At 70.8% G+C, this 20,690-nt stretch carries 14 protein-coding genes; 6 read left to right on the top strand and 8 right to left on the bottom strand.

The features are described from left to right. Positions 1 to 104: 104 nt before the first annotated feature. The 4 genes from pgm to AB0M35_RS12880 all read left to right on the top strand — a co-directional run bounded on the left by pgm (position 105) and on the right by AB0M35_RS12880 (position 5,694). On the top strand, positions 105 to 1,754 hold the full coding sequence (gene pgm / locus AB0M35_RS12865) for a phosphoglucomutase (alpha-D-glucose-1,6-bisphosphate-dependent) (protein WP_363744722.1): 1,650 nt from the start codon (positions 105 to 107) through the stop codon (positions 1,752 to 1,754). A 283-nt stretch (positions 1,755 to 2,037) separates the two neighbouring features. Continuing rightward, a complete protein-coding gene (locus AB0M35_RS12870) occupies positions 2,038 to 3,258 on the top strand; it encodes a glycosyltransferase (protein ID WP_363744724.1) in 1,221 nt (406 codons plus the stop codon). Then, positions 3,255 to 4,583 carry a hypothetical protein gene (locus tag AB0M35_RS12875; RefSeq protein WP_363744726.1) on the top strand — a complete coding sequence of 443 codons (1,329 nt, stop codon included), beginning with the start codon at positions 3,255 to 3,257 and terminating at the stop codon, positions 4,581 to 4,583. Before AB0M35_RS12870 ends, AB0M35_RS12875 begins: the two co-directional genes overlap by 4 nt. Further along, a complete protein-coding gene (locus tag AB0M35_RS12880) occupies positions 4,528 to 5,694 on the top strand; it encodes a polysaccharide pyruvyl transferase family protein (RefSeq protein WP_363744728.1) in 1,167 nt (388 codons plus the stop codon). The genes AB0M35_RS12875 and AB0M35_RS12880 overlap by 56 nt, the downstream gene beginning before the upstream one ends. On the opposite strand, the gene wecB is transcribed toward AB0M35_RS12880, so the two are convergent. Then, on the bottom strand, positions 5,645 to 6,772 hold the full coding sequence (gene wecB, locus AB0M35_RS12885; protein ID WP_363744730.1) for a UDP-N-acetylglucosamine 2-epimerase (non-hydrolyzing): 1,128 nt from the start codon (positions 6,770 to 6,772) through the stop codon (positions 5,645 to 5,647). The two genes, AB0M35_RS12880 and wecB, sit on opposite strands and share 50 nt — an antisense overlap. 175 nt (positions 6,773 to 6,947) lie before the next feature. On the opposite strand from wecB, the gene AB0M35_RS12890 reads away from it, so the two are divergent. Beyond that, positions 6,948 to 9,116 carry a Gfo/Idh/MocA family oxidoreductase gene (locus tag AB0M35_RS12890; protein WP_363744732.1) on the top strand — a complete coding sequence of 723 codons (2,169 nt, stop codon included), beginning with the start codon at positions 6,948 to 6,950 and terminating at the stop codon, positions 9,114 to 9,116. Positions 9,117 to 9,195: 79 nt separating this feature from the next. On the opposite strand, the gene AB0M35_RS12895 is transcribed toward AB0M35_RS12890, so the two are convergent. The 3 genes from AB0M35_RS12895 to AB0M35_RS12905 form a co-directional block, all read right to left on the bottom strand. After that, a complete protein-coding gene (locus AB0M35_RS12895; RefSeq protein ID WP_363744734.1) occupies positions 9,196 to 10,377 on the bottom strand; it encodes a glycosyltransferase family 4 protein in 1,182 nt (393 codons plus the stop codon). Beyond that, entirely contained in the window at positions 10,374 to 12,434 is a 2,061-nt protein-coding gene (locus tag AB0M35_RS12900; protein WP_363744736.1) for a heparinase II/III family protein, read from the bottom strand. The genes AB0M35_RS12895 and AB0M35_RS12900 overlap by 4 nt, the downstream gene beginning before the upstream one ends. A 99-nt stretch (positions 12,435 to 12,533) precedes the next feature. Further along, entirely contained in the window at positions 12,534 to 14,411 is a 1,878-nt protein-coding gene (locus tag AB0M35_RS12905; RefSeq protein ID WP_363744738.1) for a polysaccharide biosynthesis protein, read from the bottom strand. A gap of 340 nt (positions 14,412 to 14,751) precedes the next feature. Between AB0M35_RS12905 and AB0M35_RS12910 the strand changes: the two genes are divergently transcribed. Further along, positions 14,752 to 15,759: a glycosyltransferase gene (locus AB0M35_RS12910; RefSeq protein WP_363744740.1), complete on the top strand. Its 1,008-nt coding sequence runs from the start codon at positions 14,752 to 14,754 to the stop codon at positions 15,757 to 15,759. Between the two features lie 57 nt (positions 15,760 to 15,816). Here AB0M35_RS12910 and AB0M35_RS12915 read toward each other — a convergent pair whose 3' ends face one another. The 4 genes from AB0M35_RS12915 to AB0M35_RS12930 all read right to left on the bottom strand — a co-directional run bounded on the left by AB0M35_RS12915 (position 15,817) and on the right by AB0M35_RS12930 (position 20,670). After that, positions 15,817 to 16,956, bottom strand: a complete 1,140-nt coding sequence (locus AB0M35_RS12915; RefSeq protein WP_363744742.1) for an aminotransferase class I/II-fold pyridoxal phosphate-dependent enzyme — start codon at positions 16,954 to 16,956, stop codon at positions 15,817 to 15,819. After that, positions 16,953 to 17,576 carry a sugar transferase gene (locus AB0M35_RS12920; RefSeq protein WP_363744744.1) on the bottom strand — a complete coding sequence of 208 codons (624 nt, stop codon included), beginning with the start codon at positions 17,574 to 17,576 and terminating at the stop codon, positions 16,953 to 16,955. Before AB0M35_RS12920 ends, AB0M35_RS12915 begins: the two co-directional genes overlap by 4 nt. A gap of 198 nt (positions 17,577 to 17,774) precedes the next feature. Continuing rightward, entirely contained in the window at positions 17,775 to 18,197 is a 423-nt protein-coding gene (locus AB0M35_RS12925) for a hypothetical protein (protein ID WP_363744746.1), read from the bottom strand. 46 nt (positions 18,198 to 18,243) lie between these two features. Further along, on the bottom strand, positions 18,244 to 20,670 hold the full coding sequence (locus tag AB0M35_RS12930; RefSeq protein ID WP_363744748.1) for a Tex family protein: 2,427 nt from the start codon (positions 20,668 to 20,670) through the stop codon (positions 18,244 to 18,246). Between the last annotated feature and the right edge of the window lie 20 nt (positions 20,671 to 20,690).

Consider the following 20,690-nt stretch of genomic DNA (forward strand, 5'->3'; position numbering starts at 1 on the left):
AGGAGTGAGCTTGCGAGCCCCGCAGTCGCGAACGAAAGGCAGGCTCTGGTGAGTGCGAGGAGTGAGCTTGCGAGCCCCGCAGTCGCGAACGAAAGGCAGGCACCGTGAGTAGTCATCCCCGGGCCGGGCAGCCGGCCCAGCCCGCCGACCTGGTCGACGTGCCGCGACTGGTGACCGCCTACTACGCCGAGCATCCGGACCCGGCCGACCCGGCCCAGCAGGTCTCCTTCGGCACCTCCGGGCATCGGGGGTCGAGCCTGCGCAACGCCTTCAACTCCGACCACATCCTCGCCGTCACCCAGGCGCTCTGCGACTACCGCCGGGCCCACGGCGTCGACGGGCCACTCTTCCTCGGCCGGGACACCCACGCGCTGTCCGCGCCGGCCGCCGTGGACGCGCTGGAGGTGCTCGCCGCCAACGAGGTCACGGTGCTGCTGGACAGCCGCGACGGCTACACCCCCACTCCGGCGGTGTCGCACGCGATTCTCACCCACAACCGGGGCCGTACCGCCGGGCTCGCCGACGGCATCGTGATCACCCCGTCGCACAACCCGCCGGACGACGGCGGTTTCAAGTACAACCCCACCCACGGCGGTCCCGCCGACTCCGACGCCACGAAGTGGATCCAGGACCGGGCGAACGCGATCCTCGCCGCCGGGGGAAAGGAGGTGCGCCGCATCCCGTACGCGCGGGCCCGCGCCGTCGACACCACCGGCACGTACGACTTCCTCGGTGCGTATGTCGACGACCTGCCGGCGGCCATCGACATCGAGGCGATCCGCGCTGCCGGGGTCCGCATCGGCGCCGACCCGCTCGGCGGGGCCAGCGTCGCCTACTGGGGTGAGATCGCGCAGCGGCACCGCCTGGAGTTGACCGTGGTCAACCCGGCCGTCGACCCGACCTGGCGGTTCATGACCCTCGACGGGGACGGCAAGATCCGGATGGACTGCTCCTCGCCGAACGCGATGGCCTCGCTGATTGCGATGCGGGCCGAATACCAGGTGGCCACGGGCAACGACGCCGATGCCGACCGGCACGGCATCGTCACTCCCGACGCCGGGCTGATGAACCCGAACCACTACCTGGCGGTGGCGATCGCCCACCTGTTCCGTACCCGTGAGCAGTGGGGCCCGGACGCGGCGGTCGGCAAGACCCTGGTTTCCTCTTCCATGATCGACCGGGTGGCGGCCGACCTCGGGCGTCCGCTGCTGGAGGTGCCGGTGGGCTTCAAGTGGTTCGTGCCCGGGCTGCTCGACGGGACGGTCGGCTTCGGTGGTGAGGAGAGCGCGGGCGCCTCCTTCCTACGCCGCGACGGTGGCACGTGGACCACCGACAAGGACGGCATCCTGCTCTGCCTGCTCGCCTCCGAGATCATTGCGACGACCGGCCGGACGCCCAGCGAACACTGGGCGGAACTGGCCGAGCGGTTCGGTGCGCCCGCGTACGCCCGGATCGACGCGCCCGCCACCCGGGAGCAGAAGGCCGTGCTCGGCAAGCTCTCCCCGGAGCAGGTACGCGCCACCGAACTCGCCGGCGAGCCGATCACCGCCACCCTCACCACGGCCCCCGGCAACGGGGCACCGATCGGCGGGCTGAAGGTGACCACGGCCAGCGGCTGGTTCGCGGCCCGCCCCTCGGGCACGGAGGACGTCTACAAGGTCTACGCCGAGTCCTTTCAGGGCCCCGATCATTTGGCCCGACTCCAACAGGAGGCCCAGGATCTGGTGACCGAGGTGCTGAAAAAGGAAGGATGAATCGCTTTCGGTCAAGCCGATCTGCTCAACCGCCGCCCGACAATGCGAATTCGCGAAGGCATTTCGTCATGCGTGAATTGCGCGATATCGGGGAGGTGCGCTGTTAGGTTGGGTTGTCTTTCGGGCGCCGACCAGCGGAGGGCTTTCAATGGAACAAGAGCGCAGCCGCGTTCAGGTTCGACAGATACCTCGCCCGGTGCTCGCCGGTCGGCGCCGGTCGACAAGCCGGGCCGCCCGCGAGTCGGCCGGCGCTGGCGCCCATGAAGGACTCCGGATCGCTCTGGTGACCCACGGACTGCACCGCAACGGCGGGGTGGGCACCATCGTCAACTGGCTCTACGAGGGGCTCACCGCCACCGGGCGGCACACGGTGGACATCCACGACCTGGCCACGTCGGCGCGCGACGCGTCGAGTCGGCGGCTGCTGGCGCCCCGATCCTGGTGGCGACCGAGCCTGCGAGGCCGTCCGGACGCCCCACCACACGAGCGCTACTGGGGTGCCAACGCCGTCGAGTTGGAGTTCATGCGGTACCGCCCCCGACGTGAGTTGACCTCGGCACTGTCCGGATACGACTGTATCCAGGTCGTCTGCGGCACCCCCGCCTGGGCGGCGCCGGTGCTGTCGGCAGGTCCGCCGGTGGTGGTGCAGATGGCCACCCTGGCGCGGTGGGAACGGGGCTCGCACCCTCCGGCGCGCGGGCGGGCGGTGGGCGCGTGGCGGGCCGGCATGACCCGACTCACCGCGCGGATCGAACGCCGTACCCTCCGCGCGGTCGACGCGGTTCTGGTGGAGAACCAGGTGATCTTCGACTGGGTCGAGCAACTCGGTCAGCCCAATGTTCTGCTCGCGCCGCCCGGTGTGGACACCGACCGCTTCGTACCATCGCGGCACGGCTGGCGGGCCGACGGGCATCTGCTCACGGTCGGTCGGCTGGCAGAGCCCCGCAAGGGCCTCGATCGGATGGTCCGTGGCTACGCCGAGGCCCTGCGGACCCGATCCGACCTGCCCCCGCTGATCCTGGCGGGCAAGGGTCGGCCGGCGCCCTCGGTGTCGGCGCTCATCACCGAACTCGGGCTCGGCGGGCGGGTGCGGGTGCGATCCGACGTCCCGGCCGACGAGTTGGTGGGGCTCTACCAGGGCGCCTCCGTGTTCGTGCAGACCTCCTACGAGGAGGGGCTCGGCCTCGCGGCGGTGGAGGCGATGGCGTGTGGTGTCCCGACCGTGCTGACCGCCACGCACGGTGCGCGTGAGTGCGTGGCCGACGGGCTGACCGGCTGGCTGGTCCCACTGACGCCGACGGCCGAGGTCAGCCGGATGGTCGCGGCGCGCCTGCTCGACGTGCTGGACGGCTCCGGCGCCCGGATGGCGACGGCCGCCCGTACCCGTTGCGAGGCGATGTTCTCCCGGCAGGTCGCGCTGCGACGTTTCACCGACACGTACGACCGGCTCACCACCGACAGCGTCACCGACCTGCTCGACGAGCCCGCCCGGCCGGGGAAGTGACTGCGCCGGCCTCGACGAAGACCGTCACCCGTGCACGGCGCACCCCCGCCGGTCTGTTCGGCAGGCTGAAGAACCGGCGCGGGTTCGGCCGACGGGCCGTGGTCGCGTTGTCGGTGAACGGGCTGTCGAGCGTGGGCAACCTGATGGTCTCGATCTCCATCGCGCGCGGCGAATCGCTGTCGCGGTTGGGCCAGTTCGCCATCGCCTTCACGACCTACGTGATGGTCATCGGTCTGGTCCGTACGGCGATCACGGAGTCGGTCCTCGCCGCGCGGGCGGAGCCGGCCGCGAACGCCGCCGCCGACGGGGCGCGCCGGGCCTGCGCGATCGCCGTGCTGGTCGGCGCGGTGTCGGCGGTGATCGGGATCCTGCTCGGCTCGCCCTACCTCGCGATCGTCGGCTTGGCGCTGCCCGGGTTGGTGCTCTATGACTATGTCAAGGCGATCAGTCTCGGCATCGGCGAGAGCCGGGTCGCTCTGGTCCAGGAATGTCTCTGGACCGGCTGCGTGACGGCGGTCGTCGTCGCGGCCCTGGTCGCGCCGGTCGCGCCGGTCGCGATCTTCGCCGGTTGGGCGGTGGTCGGTGCCGGCACCGGAATCGTGGCTGCCCTGCGTCAGGGCTACGGCACGCTGCCCGGGTGGGGCCTCGACGGTCGGCAGACCCGGGTCGCCGCCACCTTCGCGGCCCAGTTCCTGCTCACCAAGGGATCGGCCCAACTGGCCCTCACCGGCCTGGCGGCGACGGCGGGCGTGGCCGTCGTCGGTGCCCTGAGCGCGGCCCGAACGATCTTCGGACCGGTGTCACTGCTGACGACCACGCTCTCCTCGCTGATCATTCCGTATCTGGCGCGGTCCCGGCCCACCACCGCGGGCACCCGGATCCGCACCGCCGGTCCCGTCATCGCCTTGACCGTCGGTCTGGTTTTTCCGCTGGTGCTCGTGGTGTGCCTGCTGCCGGACGAGGCCGGGCGGGCCGTGCTCGGTGACAACTGGAGCGCCGCCCGTCCGCTGCTGCCGCTGTTCGCTGTCGAAGCGCTGCTGGCGCCGGTCGCCCTGGTCGCGTTCGCCGGGCATCGGGTACAGGCGGCCAGCGCCCGGGCGCTGTTGATCGGCGGGGTACTCGGACCGATCCGGGTCGGGGCGATCGTCGCCGGTGGCGTCCTTTTCGGGGCCGGCGGGGCCGCCGCCACCATGGCCGTGATCGCTTTTCTGAGCGCCGGTTGTTGGTGGCTCAGCTATCTGTTGTTGGACGTGAGGAGCAATCAGCGCGATGAATCCGACCGTGGGAATGATCGGTCTCGGCGAAGCCGGGAACTTCGGCGATGACCTGATCATGATCGCCGGGGTGGCCGCGGCAGTCGCCGCCCGGCACGACGTCGAGGTTCGCTATCTGAGCCGTGGCAGAGCGATCGACTGGTCCGCCGTCTCGGCCCGACTGGGGATTGCGCTCGACCCCGTGCCGGTACGCCCGGGACGGGACCTGCCCGGCTCGCGTCGCAGCGAACTGAGCTTCCGGAGTTGCGCTGCGGTGCTGTTCGGTGGTGGTGGTCTGTTGCAGACCAGTCATCACCCGCACACCCCGTACAAGTGGCTGAGTTTCCTGCCTCGGCATCGGCCGGCAGTCCCGGTACTCGCCGTCGGACTGGGGCTGGGGCCGTTGAGCGACTACTGGCAGCGGCGACTACGCGAACTCGGCTCGCCGTTCGACGAGTGCTACCTACGGGACCCTGACTCGGTGTTGCTGGCCGAGCGGCAACTGGGCTGGCGCGTCCAGCGGTGCCGGGACTTCGTCGACCGCACCTTCCTCACCCAACTCGGTGTCCGGTCGAGCGAACCGGGCCGGTCGACGTCGCTGGGCGTGGCACTGCGCCGCTGGCCAGGGCTGGACGCCACCGCCACCGCTCGGCACGTCGGGCGGGTCGCCGAAGCCTGCGGCGTGGACGCGGTGCGGTTCTTCGTGTTGGAGGCGGGCGCCGGCGGACCGGATGTGCGCTTCACCGAGCAGGTGTGCCAGCAACTCGGTTCCCGCGACGCGACCGTTCTGCCGTACCGCGGCGTGGACCTGCTCGAATTCGCCACCGCGATGGCCGAATGCTCGATCGCGGTCTCGATGAAGCTGCATTCGAGCGCCCTGTGGGCGGCCCTGGACGTGCCGATGTTTCCCATCTCGTACGCGCCGAAGACCGCGGCCTTCTTCGGGCAGGCCTACGAAGGGCTGAAGGTCTACGAACGGGTGCTGGCTCCCGCTGTCGACGAGGACTGGGTCCCACGGGCCGCCGACGTGGTGGCCCCGTGGCTGCGGCGGGCTCTTTCCGGGCAGGTGCGTGTGACCCGTGCGGTGCTGACGAACGGTGACAAGCTGCGCCTGCAGACCTCGCGTACCGCGGTCAACGTCTACCGCCGGCTCGGTCGTTCGCTGACCGGCACGCGCAGCTGAGGAAACCGGCGATCACCTCGGCGATGCGCTCACCGGCCCGCCCGTCCCACAGCGGTGGTACCGGCCAGTCGCCGGCTCGCCGACCTGCCGTCAACAGTGCGCGTACCTCGTCGATCAGGCCCGCCCGGGTCACCAGTCGGTTCGTGCCGTGGGTGATGGTCACCGGGCGCTCCGTCTCGGCCCGCAGGGTCAGGCACGGCACACCGAGCACGGTCGTCTCTTCCTGGACGCCTCCGGAGTCGGTGACGACCGCCTGGGCGCCGCGGACGAGGCCGAGGAACTCCAGGTAGCCCAGAGGTTCGACGACCCGGATTCCGGGATGCGGGAAGAGACCCGCAGCGGCGAGTCGCTGCCGTCCGCGCGGATGCAGCGGCAGCACCACCTGGATCTGGTCGGCCACCCCGTGCATGGCCTTGGCCAGTTCGGCGGCGTCCGCCGGGTCGTCGACGTTCGCCGGCCGGTGCAGGGTGGCCACCACGTACCGCTCGGGTAGGCCCAACTGATCGCGGATGGTGGCCGCCTCGAAACGATCAAGATTGGCGAGCAGCGTGTCGATCATCGGGTTGCCGACGAAGAACACCTTCTCCGCGGCTATGCCCTCGTTGCCGAGGTGCACCAACGCGTCCGGGCTGGTGGCGAAGAGCAGGTCCGAGAGCCGGTCGGTGACCAGCCTGTTGACCTCCTCCGGCATGGACCGGTTGAAACTGCGCAGGCCCGCCTCCACGTGGGCCACCGCAATGGCAAGTTTGGTGGCGACCAGCGTCGCGGCCAATGTGGAGTTCACGTCGCCGTAGACGACCACCAGGTCAGGACGCACATCCTGGAAGTACGCCTCGAGCCGCACCATCATGTCGGCGGTCTGGCGGGCGTGGCTGCCTGACCCGACGGCCAGGTTCTCGTCCGGCTCGGGGAGCCCCAACTGCCGGAAGAAGACCTCGGACATGCGCTCGTCGTAGTGCTGTCCGGTGTGTACCAGACGCTGTGCGACGCCGTGACGGTCGAGCGCGCGGATCACCGGTGCCGCTTTCGGAAAGTTGGGACGGGCGCCCGTGATGTGCAGGACACTGACGGTAGACAAATATTCCTCGCACTAATCGACGGCAATTGTTCAATGGCGCGCCAATGATACAAGTTATCCGGTTTGATAACGGTATTCGCCGTACAGTTTGGAGTGACGGAGGCGTCGCTGCGTGCACCGCCTGAAGGGCTGGCTGTCGCCGACGCCAGGTGTTCACTCCCTGGAGGCAGGTCCCGTGAAGCAGGTCGTCCAGTCCGTGTCCGGTGGCGAGGTCAGGATCGTGGAGGTTCCGCGACCCGAGCCGGCCGCCACCGAGGTGCTCGTGGCCGTGCGTCGTTCCCTGCTCTCCGCCGGGACCGAACGCGCCGTTCGCGAGCTGGCGTCGGCGAGCCTGCTGAGCAAGGCGCGGGCGCGGCCGGACCTGGTCCGTCAGGTCGTGCACAAGGCACGCACCGACGGCGTCCGCACGACACTTGCTGCCGTGCGTGGCCGGCTGGACGAGGACATGCCCCTCGGGTACAGCGCGGCGGGTGTCGTCGTCACCGCCGGTGCCGCGACCGACGGCATTCGGCCGGGAACGCGGGTCGCCACGGCCTCGGCGGGGCACGCCGAGTATCAGGCGGTGCCCGGCCTGCTCGCGGTGCCCGTTCCTGACGCGGTGTCCGACCAGGCCGCCGCCTTCGGCGCGGTGGCGGCCATCGCCCTGCAGGGGCTACGGCAGGCCGAGGTGGGGGTGGGTGGCACGGTGGCCGTCGTCGGCCTCGGCCTGGTCGGGCAGCTGTCGGTGCGTCTGGCGCTGGCCTCGGGGCTTCGGGTCATCGGTGTCGACCTGCGCGGCTGGACGGCCGAACTGGCCACGAGTGGCGGTGCGACCGGCCTGGTCGAAGCGGGTGCGGCGACCACGGAAGAGATCATGGAGATGACCCGGGGGCGGGGCGTGGACGCGGTACTGATCACCGCGGCGACCCGCTCGTCAGGTCCGGTCACCCGCAGCGCCGAGATCGCCCGTGACCGCGCCCGGCTGGTGGTGGTGGGTGATGTCGGGCTGGAACTCGACCGGCGGACGTTCTACGAGCGGGAACTCGACCTGCGTTTCGCCCGCAGCTACGGTCCCGGTCGCTACGACCGGACGTACGAGGAGTGGGGCGTCGACTACCCGATCGGGCATGTGCGCTGGACGGCGCGCGGCAACATCGAGACATATCTCGACCTAGTCGCCAGCCGGCGCATCCAGGTCGACGACCTGGTCACGCACGTCTTCGAGGTGGAGCAGGCGAGCGCGGCGTACGAGGCGCTGGCCGCCGATCCGCGTTCGCTCGCGGTGCAACTGCGCTACGCGGCTGCCATCGAGCCCGCCGGTGAGACGGTGCTGATCCGTCCACGTCGCGGTTCGTCGCGTCCCCGGGCCGGGCTGATCGGGGCCGGGCTCTACGCCAGGGCCACCTTCCTGCCCGCACTCAAGGCGGCCGGGTGGGCGGCGGACCTCACCGCCGTCACCTCCGCCAAAGGTCTCACCGCCCGGCACCTCGCCGAGCGCAACGGCATCGCGTCGGTGACCGGGAGCGTGCCGGACCTGCTCGGCCGCGACGACGTCGACGTGGTGTTCATCCTCAGCCGGCACGACTCGCACGCCGACCTGGCCCGGCAGGCGCTGGACGCCGGCAAACACGTGTTCGTGGAGAAACCACTGGCGCTGACGCAGGACGAACTCGACGAGGTCTCGGCCGCCTATCACCGCAACTCCGGCCACCTGTTCGTCGGCTTCAACCGGCGGCACGCGCCGATGGTGAGCCACGCGAGGAGGATCCTGGCCGCCGGCGAGGGGCCGGTGACGGTCGCGTACCGGATCAACGCGGGGCGGTTGCCCGACTCGCACTGGTACCACGACCGGCGTCAGGGCGGTCGGATCCGCGGCGAGGTGTGCCACTTCGTCGACCTCGCGTCCTGGCTGGTGGGTCGGGAGCCGAGCGTCGTGCACGCGTACGGCAGCGGACGTGGTGAGCTGGGGCTCGAAGAGGACGTGAGCATCCTGCTCGGATATCCGGACGGGTCCACCGCGACGATCACGTACTGCACGCGCGGGAATCAGCAGACCTCGAAGGAGCGGGTGGAGATCCTCGGCCGCGGGCACACCGTGGTGATCGACGACTTCAGGCGCCTGGAGGTCGACGGCCGGGAGATCCGACGGGTGGCCGCGGGCAAGGGACACCAGCAACTTCTCGCCCAGGTCCGGCAGACCATCGTCGGGCAGCGTCCCGACGAGCGGGAGACCGAGGCGTCGTTCGCCACGACGCGGACCGTACTGGCCGTGATCGCGGCCCTGGCCGGCGGCCCCGGGCCTGGCTCGATCCCGCCCACGCGTACCGACGCCGAGGTCGGCGTGAGCGCCCGATTCGGCTCGTGACCTGCGAAGCCGGCCGCCGTGCGCAGACCCGGCGGCCGGCGTACGACAACCCGACAGGTGGGCGGGGGAGCGGGCGGGGTCAGCGTCCGCGCGGCTCGTCGACCAGCGGGGCGAGCAGCTGGCCGAGGGCGAGAGACATCGCGGTACGCGACTGGTGGGCCCGAATCCAACGCCGGCCGGACGCTCCCATTTTCGTCAGGTCGTCCGAGCCGGCCCGGACCAGCTGACCGAGACCGTGGGCGAGTTGGTCGGGCAGTGTCACGTAGCCACAGTTGGCGCCCATGACCAGATCGCCGACCACCCCCGGGCTGTTCGTGACGACGGGCAGCCCGGCGGCCAGATAGTCGAACACCTTGTTGGGGCTGACCGCGGACCGGAACAACTCGACGTCGGCGAGGACGTGCACGCCGATGTCCGCGGCGTGCAGCAGGTCGGGCAGCTCGGTCTTCGGAACGGGATCAAGAAACCGCAGGTTGCCGAGGTCGCTTGCCGCCTTTTGTAGCCGTGACTTCTCCACACCGGATCCGACGAGGACGACGTCGATCTCGGGCACCGCCCGGGCGGCGTCCAGGAGCAGGTCGAGTCCGTTGGCCGGGCCGTGCGCGCCGGTGTAGACGGCGGTGCGACGGGTGAACCCGTACCGCGACCGCAGGGTGTGGCGATCGGTGCTGGGCAGGAAGTCCTCCGGGTCGGCCGCGTTGGGAATGTAGGCGATCCGCTCGGGCGCGACCCCGGCGGCCTCGATGGCCTCCACCACGCCGGGTGCCATGACGACCACGCGGTCGGCCTGGCGGTAGAGGAACCTTTCCAGATGTGCCAGGGCCCGGTACGGCAGCGACGTCTCCGACAACGCACCCATGTCGGCGAGCACCTGCGGCCACAGATCCCGGACCTCCAGGACGAACGGGGTACGACGCAGGGCCGCCACCACCCATCCGGAGAGCCCGGCCAGCAGGTGCGGTGAGGAGGCGTACACCACGTCGGGGCGGGGTTGCCGCAGACCGGCGGCGGTGGCCGTCACCGCGTAGCTGGCCCAGTTGACGACGCGGCCGAGGCCGTTGTTGCGGTACGGCGTCACGGCGACCGGATGGAATCCCGGTTCCGCGCGCTGCGCAACACCACTGATCGGATTGCGCCGGCCGGCGATGATGACGTACTCCCAACCGGTCAGCCGGCCGAACAACTCGACGTGCCGGGTGCCGCCGGGGTAGCCGCGGGGTACGGCGAAATGGTTGAGCACGAGGATCTTGAGGTTTGTCATCGCGGCACTTCCATCCGCTGGACGTCCCCGGAGGCGAGGTCGGTGACGGCGAGGCAGGCGCCGCCGTGGTGCCAGGTCACCGCGAAGGCGAGGCCGTCGAGCGCGTGCGTGTCCGGCGGTGTGCCGGGGACCGCGCCGAGCGCCCAGACGGCGGTGTCGGCCTGGTCCTCGACCGTGATCCAGGTCGCCGGCTCCCAGGACCCGTAGGTACGGCTGTGCCAGCCCGCGAACGGTGTCGACCGACCGCGTGCCACGGTGTGCCCGGGCAGCCCGAGCAGGTCGACCTTGCTGCCGCCGGTGACGAGGGTGTTGCCGTCGATCGTCACGTCGGGGTGCAGCGGGATGGTGAGCGACCACGTTCTGCCGGCGGCCGGCGCGTCGGCGAACTCGACGATCGCCACGTACCCGTCGGCCACCACCACCGCGCGGCCGACGCGCACCGGTCGGGGGCCGCGCGCGTACGCGTCGTGCCAGCCGAACAGGATGGTGCGGTCCGCCAGGACGAGTGGCGCCCCGAGATGCCCGGATGCGGCGTTGAGCCAGCGGAACGCGCGGTGCGGCACGAGTTGGTCCTGGCCGTCGGGCCGGCGCACCGGGTGGGCGGCGGAGGTACGCAGCCCGTTGCGAACGTCCAGCGGCCCGTTGTAGGTGCCGGTGCCGGGGTCCGCGATCAGCCACCGGCCGTCGTGTTTGACCCAGACGGAGGTGAGGTCGGCATGCCCGTGCGACGGCCCGCCGGCCACCTTGAACCAGACCTGCCACGGGCCCCGGGTGACGTAGGCGATGCCGCCGGAGGCCACCGCACTCGGCCGACCCGTGGCGGCCTTCAAGCCCGGCCGACCGGTGGCGGCCCTTCGGCTCGGCAGACCGGTGGCGGCTGTCGTGATCGTGGCGGGGGCGGTGGTCACCGCCGGGGTGGGCGCGTACCACGCCAGTTCGTCGAAGTCGGCGTACCACTGCGCGGGCACCCGCTCGCCGCCGAGCGCCAGCCCGAGCGCGACCGAGCCGGCCACGTCGAGCGGGTCGCCGGACGACGCCAGGACGCGGCCCTCGTCCCAGTCGCCGTACTGCGGAAGGTCGCCGTCGAACACGCCGAGCCGCGCCAGGTGTCGGCTGGCCGAGTGCAGGTCACGTCGCAGGTGTGCCGGTGCGTTGCCGAGCAGCACCCGGACGACGAGCATCTCCAGGACGAACCGGTGGTACGACAGCGAGTCCTCGATCATCCGGCCGTCCGGGGCAAGGTGCCGACGCCACTGGGCGGCGAACATCCTCTCGCCGGTACGCGCCCACCACCCCGCCGGTCGTGCGGTGGGGAACATCCGCGCCAGCAGGATGAGCCCGAGCGCGTCGCCGAGCATGTGGTTGTTGCGCATACTGCTCAACGTGTACGGCAACTCGATCATCAGATGCCGGGCGCTGGCCAGCAACAGCCGCTCGGTGGCGGTCACCACCTCCGCCGGGAGCCGCTCGCCGACCAGCGTCAGGATCTGACTCCAGCCGATGGCACGTAGTGCGAGTTCGAGGCTTGAGTACCAGTTGACGCCCCGCTCCGGCGGGGACTGCTCGCACCAGGAGCGCAACAGCCCGGTGAGCCCGTCCAGCCACGGGCCGTCCGGGTCGAGGCGGGCCGCACGGGCGAGTACGACCAGGTCGCGGTGACGTCCCGCCTCCCAGCTGTACTTCACGTCGGACAGCCGTGCCTCGGAGCGGATGTCGATCCGCCACCACGGTCGGAGTGCCGGCCAGGGCTGTGCCGTCAGCGGGTCGGTGCACCAGGGTGCCGACACCCCGGTCGGTACCCGGTGGCCGAAGACCCGCAGCCCTTGTCGCAGTACGAGCCCGGCGTCGTCGAGGCAGCGCCGGTGTGCCTCATCGCTGCCCGGGATCAGGTTGGTCAGTGGCACCGGGACGGCGCGGTGGTGCCGAGGCACCCCGCCACGGAACAGCACATGGTGCAAGCCGCTCCGCTTGGACGCCTCGTACGCGGCGCGCAACGGCGCCGACCGGCCCAACGCCCGCAGGTCCGCGACGATGGTTCGGGTATCGGGTTTTTCCATCAGCTCCCCTGACGTGGACCAGCTGCGAACTTCCGGAACGAGACGAGTCACGGGAAGCGAGCCGGTTGGACGGGTCTCGGATGACAGGTGTGTCCACGGTCAGCGCGGTAGGGCCACGTCCGTCTGCTGCTCGGCGGCCGCCTCGCCGGGCAGATCGCCGCAGAGCCGGGCGAGTTGGTCGACGATCTTGTCAGGCTCGTCGAACGGATCCAGGCCGCTGATCTCCAACGGATCGAGCACGGGAACGGTCACGTGCGAGATCAGCGGATGCAACGGACGGTGATCGGTCTCGCCCTGACCCAGCAGATCTTCGTGCAACTTCTCGCCCGGTCGCAGCCCGGTGTAGACGATCGGCACCGGCGTGGTGGCCTGCGCGACCATCCGGCGGGCCAGGTCGTCGATGCGGACGGGCTCACCCATGTCCAGCACCAGGGCCTCCCCGTCGCGGCCGATGCTCGCCGCCTGGAGCACCAGGTGCACCGCTTCCTGCACCGTCATCAGGTACCGCGTCACGTCGGGATGGGTGACGGTCACCGGCTTCCCCGACTCGATCTGTCGCTGGAAGGCGGTGGTCACCGAGCCCCGGCTGCTGAGCACGTTGCCGAACCGCACACTGAGGAAGGTGCCCGGGTAGCTGGCCGCCGCGTGCGCGGTGAGCATCTCCGTGATGCGTTTCGAGTAGCCGAGCACGCTGATCGGCTTCGCGGCCTTGTCGGTGGAGATGTTGACGAAGCGTGCGACGTCGCGGCAGGCGTCGAGGAGCGCGACGGTGCCCCACACGTTGGTCTTGACCGCCTCACCGGGATGCCGTTGCAGCAGCGTCAGGTGTTTCAGCGCTGCGGCGTGGAAGACGATCTCGGGTCGGCGTTCCTGCATGATCCGGCGGATGCCTTCGTCGTCGCGCAGGTCGGCGAGGATGAGTTCGGGGCCGTCCAGCATCGCCTGCCCGGTGAGGGACAACTGGAGGCTGTGCAGGGCGGATTCGTCGCGGTCGAGCATCATCAGTTCGCCGGGGTTGGCGCGCATGATCTGCCGGCACAGTTCCGAGCCGATCGACCCGCCTGCGCCGGTGACCAGGATCCGACGTCCGGTGAGACCGTTGTCGTCCAGCGTCAGGTCGCCGACGACCTGCCGCCGGCCGAGCAGGTCGCTGCTCTGGACGTCCCGTACGTCGCTGACCGTGATCCGGTGGTCGACCAGTTCCCGAACCGAAGGAAGGATCTTGAAGGCGGCGCCGGTCTGGAGGGTCGCTTCCCGGATCTGACGGATCAGCGTGGCGTCGGCATTCGCCACCGCGAAGATCAGGGTGGTCGCACCGGTGCGGCGGATCGCGTCCGGCAGGTCGTGTTGGTTGCCCAGCACCGGCACCCCGGCGATGCGCAGGTCGCGCTTGTCCGGGTCGTCGTCGAGCGCCCCGACCGGTAGGTAGCGACCCTTCGGATCGCTGAGCATCGCGCGGATCAGCCCTTGCCCCGCCTCGCCGAGGCCGAAGAGCAGCACCGGGGTTGCCGAGCGGGCGTCGGGCCGTCGGGCGCGATCACGCCGATGCCGGTGCAGGAGGCGGAAGCTCAGCATCAGTAGCAGGGCCAGGCCGCCGCCGACCATGGGTGTGCTGGCGGGGATCGGACGGGTGTCGAGGAGCACGAGAGCGACCAGGACGATCGCCGCCGTGGTGGCGGTGGTGCCGGCGAGGCCCCGGACCTCTTCGATACTGCCGAGGGGCTGACGGCCGGCGTGGATGCGGCGGGTGGCGCTGATTCCGATGTGCAGTACGGCGGTGGCGGCTCCGAGCAGCACGGCGTTGGCGATCTGTTCGGGAGTGAGTGTCTGTTCGTACCGGGCCCAACTGGCGACCAGGAAACCCCCGACCCAGGCGAGGGCATCTACGCCGAGGAATCCGGCTGTCCGGCGACCAGCCCGTAGCCGCGCCCTGATCGTCGATTCCAGCTGCTGGCCACGCTGTATTTCCGGCGGCATGTACGACTCCCCTGTCCTGTCGTGGCCAGAGACGACCTGCGGCAGGTCGGGGGCCACGCACGTTCCCTAACTGCTTAGTCGAACGAGCACCCCTTGATCCTGGTTTTCGTATTTTTGGGTCCACTGTCCGATTCGTGAGTGAATTTCGCTGCTGTCAATGGACGGCGACGCGACCGCCCGCCCGGTGTCGGTCGGCTCGTCGCGCCGGGCGTGACCTGCCCGCCGGAGTAACCGCTGTCCGGCTCGTTCGTTCGTCCCGTCGACCGGTAGTTGCGCGGGCGCCGCAGAACGCCCGCGAAGAACGTCATGGACTTCGGCCGATCGATCGGGAGCCCCATTCGTGAACCTGGCCATCGACCTGTCCGGCGGGCCTTCCGGCGGTGCCGGACGTTTTCGGGAGCAGTGCCTGCGCTACCTGGCCGAGCCGGAGGCACCACCGGTGCGCGTACTTGCCGCTGACCGACGTGTTTCGGTGGGCTGGCTGCTCCGGCGGGAGTTGATCGTCCGGTCCAGCACCCGGGTCGTGGCGGCCAACAACATCGGCTTCGCGACCGGCGGCGGTGTCCGCGTCACGCTGGTCCGCAACGCGAACCACTTCCTCGCGCCCGACGAGTGGACCCGTACCAGGGGGCAACTCCCGCGGGGTTTCGCCGCCCAGATCGCATGGGTGCGCGCGAGCCTGCGGCGCGCCGATGTCATCGTGGCGCCAAGCTCATCGATGGCCGAGCGCGTCGTCCGCGCACTACCGCAGGTGCGGGACCGGATCGTGGTGCGTTTTCATCCGCTGCACCAGCCCGCGCGCACGGCCGGCAGTGGGGCGCAGCGATTCCTCCTCAGCCCGATCGTGGACTCACCGTTCAAGCGGATCCGGGGGCATCTGACCGAGCTGGCGCGGGTGCTGCCGCCCGGTGTGCGGGTGGTGTCCACCATGCTTCCCGACGCCGCGCCGCCGGAGCTTCGAGGCGACCCACGGTTCGAGTTCGTGGGGGTGTTGAGCCGCAGCCATCTTGCCGACTACTACGCCCGGTGTTGCGCGATCTACTACCCGACGACCGTCGAGTCTTTCGGATATCCGCTGGCCGAGGCCCGGTCGGCCGGCATCCCGGTGATCGCCCAGGACAGCGCGCACAACCGGGAGATCGCCGCCCGGGCCCTGCACCCCTTCGACCCGGGCCGGACCGCCAGCCTGCGCGACGCGGTCGAGGCGGCGATGGTCGCCACACCCACGCCCGATCCCGAGCCCTTCGCGCCGAAGTCCTACTTCGACTGGCTCTTCGACCACCGCACGCCGCCCGGCGACGCGGTCCAGGTCGGTCGGGACGTACCGGCGCGGGACGTACCGGCCTGACCAGCCGGCGGCAGGGGGTCTGCGTACCAGCTCAGCCGAGCGGTGGCGGCACGCCCGTCACGCCCCGGCCCGGGCGGTCAGAAAATCGTCGATCGTGCCGAGCACGTACGCGACCTGCCGCTCGGTGAGAGCGCTGCTGCTGGGCAGGGTCAGACCCTCGGCGAACAACGCGTCGGCGGCACCGGTGAGCAGGCTCTCCGAGCCCGCGTAGACCGGCTGCGCGTGCATGGGCTTCCACACCGGGCGGGTTTCGATCTCCTGCGCAGCCAGATGCGCGGCCAGGTCGGCCGCCCGCCAACCGGACTGCTCCGGGCGCACCCGGATGACCGTCAGCCAGCAGTTCGACTCGGTGTCCTCCGCGCCGACCAACTCGACGCCCGGTATCGGGGCGAAAAGCTTCGCGTACCGATCGCGCAGCTGCCGGCGGCGGCTGATCATGGCGTCCAACCGCGTCAACTGGGCCCGTCCAAGGGCGGCCAGCAGATTGCTGAGCCGGTAGTTGTAGCCGGTGTCCCGGTGCTCGTAGTGCACCGTGGGTTCCCGGGCCTGGGTGGACAGGTGCCGAGCCCTGGCCAACAACGCGATGTCGTCGGAGACGAGCATCCCGCCGCCGGAGGTAGTCATGATCTTGTTGCCGTTGAACGACAGTACCCCGGCCCGGCCGAACGAACCCGCCGCGTGGCCGTGGTGGGCTGCGCCCAGCGCCTCCGCCGCGTCCTCGACCACCGGCACGCCCATGTCCGCGCAGACCGGCAGCAGCGCGCTGTAGTCCACGCAACTGCCGAACATGTCGACCGGTACCACCGCGCCGAGGCGTTCACCGCCGGAGCGCAGCCGTCGCAACAGTTCGGCGACGAGCGCGACGTCCAGGTTGCCGGTGTGCTGGTCGCAGTCGACGAACACCGGCCGGGCCCCGGTGTACCGGACCGCGTTCGCGGTCGCGATGAAGGTCAGCGTGGGGACGACCACCGTGTCGCCCGGACCGACGCCGACCCCGAGCAGCGCCAGATGCAGGGCGGCGGTCCCCGAGTTGACCGCGACGGCACCCCGGGTACCGACCCGTGCGGCCACCTCCCGCTCGAAGGCGTCCAGATCCGGACCGACCGGTGCGACCCAGCCGGAGCGCAGCGCCGCGAGCACGTACGACTCCTCCAGCGGGCCGACGTCCGGTGCGGACAGGTGGATGGTGCGGGTCATCGTCGGCTCCCGAGGAACTCCGGTGCGGTCGCGTGGCCCTCGGCGGAGATCCCGTCCCGGCGCAGTGTCGTACCGACGGTGGCGACCAGAATCGACAGGTCGAGGCGGAGGTCACGGCGCTCGACGTACTCCACGTCGAGCGCGAGCTTGTCGTCCCAGTCGAGACAGTTGCGCCCGCGTACCTGAGCCAGGCCCGTGACGCCCGGCCGGACCTCGTGGCGCCGTGCCTGGGTGGGGGAGTACCGGCCCAGGTAGGCCGGCAGCAGTGGCCGGGGCCCGACGAGGCTCATGTCGCCGCGCAGCACGTTCCAGAGGGTGGGCAGTTCGTCCAGGCTGGTGGCGCGCAGCCAGCGACCGAGCGGAGTGAGTCGATCGGCGTCGCTCAGCAGGTCGCCCCGTGGCTCGCGCATCGAGCGGAACTTGACCAACTCGAACGGGCGCTCGTCGAGCCCGATGCGGCACTGCCGGAACAACACCGGTCGGCCCAGTCCGACGGCCACCGTCACCGCCACCGCCGCCATGAGGGGTGCGGTCAACAGCAGCAGCACTGCCGCCAGGACCACGTCGAACAGGCGCTTGCCCCGATCCTGCGAGCGAGGCGGACGAACTGGTGAAGCCACCGAGGATACGGACACAGTGCTGATCTCCGTCCGATAAGGGTCATTGTGCCGCAAAAGGGTTGTATCAACCCGGCTGCTCCCGTCGGGGACGAATGGCGACAGCAAGGCTGATCCCAGGCACAACAACGTGCGGAGAGATCGGAAGGATGCGCTTCACCGGCGCGTCGTACCGCGTTGCCGGTGTGTCGGACGGCTGGTTCAGGAGTCGGTGTCGAGCCGCCGTTGCAGCAGTGCCCGCAGCGGAACCGACTCGCCGTCGCGCCCGCCCTCGCCGACGATCAGGGGCGCCGGACTGGGCTGAGGATCGGCGCCGAGCAGCCGGGCGCGCAGCGTACGCGGCACGGTCAGCAGGTGAAATCGTCCGTCCACGTCGATGGCCCGGCTGCGCGCCCGGTCGACGTACCAACCGTGGAGCCGGGTCCGGTAGCGGGCGCGCCCGTCGGAGGACCGGGCGACGAGCCGGGTGGTGGCCAGCCCACGCCGTCGCGCCTCGGCGACGAAGTCGCTGACCAGCGTCGCCGCCTCGGCCTGCTCGGCGAGGCGGCGACGCTCAGCGGCAGCCGCGTGCGCCAGCACCGCGTGCTGTCGCACCTTCTGCCAGTCCGTACCGTCGTCGCCCACGACCTGACGGTACGCCCATCGACGACAACCGTGCCGGCGGGTCGACTCAGAGCAGCCCGGCGCGGCGCAGCGCGTCGGCCATCGCGCCGTCGGCGGGCGCCGATCCTCCGCCCCGACCCTGTCGTACCTGGCCGCGGCCCTGCCCGCCCTGGCCCTGACCACCGCGATCCTGCCCGCCCCGGCTCTGGCGGTCCTGCCCGCTCCGGTCCTGCCCGGCTCGGTCCTGCCCGGCTCGGCCCGACCCGCCGCGGCCCTGCCGGTCCTGGCCACCGCGCGCACCCGGCTCGGCGTCGTCGTCCAGCCGCAGGGTCAGCGAGATGCGCTTGCGGGGCACGTCCACGTCCAGCACCTTGACCCGGACCACGTCGCCGGATTTCACCACCTCGTGCGGGTCCTTGACGAAGGTGCGTGACATCGCCGACACGTGCACCAGACCGTCCTGGTGCACCCCGACGTCCACGAACGCGCCGAACGCGGCGACGTTGGTGACCACGCCCTCCAGCACCATCCCGGGCGTGAGGTCGCTGATCTTCTCGACGCCCTCGGCGAAGGTCGCCGTCTTGAACTCCGGGCGCGGGTCGCGGCCCGGCTTCTCCAACTCGGCGAGGATGTCGGTGACCGTGGGCAGACCGAAGGTGTCGTCGACGAAGTCGGTGGCGCGCAGCCCTCGCAGGATGGCGCTCTTGCCGATGATCGAGCGCAGGTCCTGACCCGTGGAGGTGAGGATCCGGCGCACCACCGGGTACGCCTCCGGGTGCACGCTGGAGGAGTCCAGCGGGTCGTCGCCGCCGGGGATGCGCAGGAAGCCGGCGCACTGCTCGAACGCCTTCGGGCCGAGCCGGGACACCTTCTTCAACTCGGCTCGGGTACGGAACGGGCCGTTGGCGTCCCGGTGCAGCACGATGTTCTCGGCCAGGCCGGCGCCGATGCCGGAGACCCGGGTGAGCAGGGGAGCCGACGCGGTGTTGACGTCCACGCCGACGGCGTTGACGCAGTCCTCCACGACGGCGTCCAGCGAGCGGGACAGCTTCACCTCGGACAGGTCGTGCTGGTACTGCCCGACGCCGATGGAACGCGGGTCGATCTTGACAAGCTCGGCGAGCGGGTCCTGCAGCCGGCGGGCGATGGAGACCGCACCGCGCAGCGAGACGTCCAGTCCGGGTAGTTCCTGCGCGGCGTACGCGGAGGCGGAGTAGACCGAGGCCCCCGCCTCGGAGACCACCAGCTTGGTCAGCTTCAACTCGGGGTGCCGCTTGATCAGGTCCGCGGCGAGCTTGTCGGTCTCCCGGCTGGCGGTGCCGTTGCCGATGGCGATCAGTTCGACTCCGTGCGCGGCGGCCAGCGTCGCCAGGGTGTGCAGGGACGCGTCCCACTGCCGGCGCGGCTCGTGCGGGTAGACGGTGTCGGTGGCGACCACCTTGCCGGTGGCGTCCACCACGGCCACCTTCACCCCGGTCCGCAGCCCCGGGTCCAATCCCATGGTGGGCCGGGCGCCGGCCGGCGCGGCGAGCAGCAGGTCACGCAGGTTGGTGGCGAAGACCCGGACGGCCTCCTCCTCGGCCGCCTGCCACAGCCGCATCCGCAGGTCCGCGCCGAGGTGGATGAGGATGCGGGTGCGCCATGCCCAGCGCACCGTGTCGGCGAGCCACTTGTCGGCCGGCCGCCCCTGGTCACTGACGCCGAACCGGCCGGCGATCGCGGCCTCGTACCGGGTCGGTCCGGTGACGACCGCGTCGGCGTCACTGTCGGTATCCGGGGCCATGGTCAGGTCGAGTACGCCCTCCTTCTCGCCCCGGAACATGGCGAGGATCCGGTGCGAGGGCAGCTTCGGGTACGGCTCGGCGAAGTCGAAGTAGTCGGCGAACTTCGCCCCGGCGCTCTCCTGCCCCTCGCGTACCCGGGACACCAGCCGGCCCCGCGACCACATCTGTTCGCGCAGCGTGCCGATCAGGTCGGCGTCCTCGGCGAACCGCTCGATCAGGATGGCCCGTGCCCCGTCCAGCGCGGCGGCGGCGTCGGCCACCCCCTTGTCGGTGTCGACGAATCCGGCCGCCACCGTGCGCGGGTCCTGCGTCGGGTCGCCGAGCAGCGTGTCAGCGAGGGGCTCCAGCCCGGCCTCGCGGGCGATCTGTGCCCGGGTCCGCCGCTTGGGCTTGTACGGCAGGTAGATGTCCTCCAGCCGGGACTTCGAGTCGGCGGCCATGATCTGCGCTTCGAGCGCCTCGTCCAGCTTGCCTTGGCTGCGGATCGACTCCAGCACCGCCGCCCGCCGCTCGTCCAGCTCACGCAGGTAACGCAGCCGCTCCTCCAGGGTGCGCAGCTGGGTGTCGTCGAGCAGCCCGGTGGCCTCCTTGCGGTACCGCGCGATGAACGGCACCGTGGCGCCGCCGTCGAGCAGCTCAACGGCCGCGCGTACCTGGTGCTCGGCCACGCCGAGCTCCCCGGCGATGCGCTGATGAACAGAGAGGGTCACGATGTCGCTCCGCCTTCTGG

Source organism: Micromonospora sp. NPDC051196 (genome assembly GCF_040682415.1).
Classification (GTDB): domain Bacteria; phylum Actinomycetota; class Actinomycetes; order Mycobacteriales; family Micromonosporaceae; genus Micromonospora.

Bases quoted from the DNA above. Each gene is read 5' to 3' on its own strand.
- AB0M35_RS12880 (WP_363744728.1), top strand. From the start codon at position 4,528: ATGAATCCGACCGTGGGAATGATCGGTCTCGGCGAAGCCGGGAACTTC.
- AB0M35_RS12895 (WP_363744734.1), bottom strand. From the start codon at position 10,377: ATGACAAACCTCAAGATCCTCGTGCTCAACCATTTCGCCGTACCCCGC.
- AB0M35_RS12900 (WP_363744736.1), bottom strand. From the start codon at position 12,434: ATGGAAAAACCCGATACCCGAACCATCGTCGCGGACCTGCGGGCGTTG.
- AB0M35_RS12905 (WP_363744738.1), bottom strand. From the start codon at position 14,411: ATGCCGCCGGAAATACAGCGTGGCCAGCAGCTGGAATCGACGATCAGG.
- AB0M35_RS12915 (WP_363744742.1), bottom strand. From the start codon at position 16,956: ATGACCCGCACCATCCACCTGTCCGCACCGGACGTCGGCCCGCTGGAG.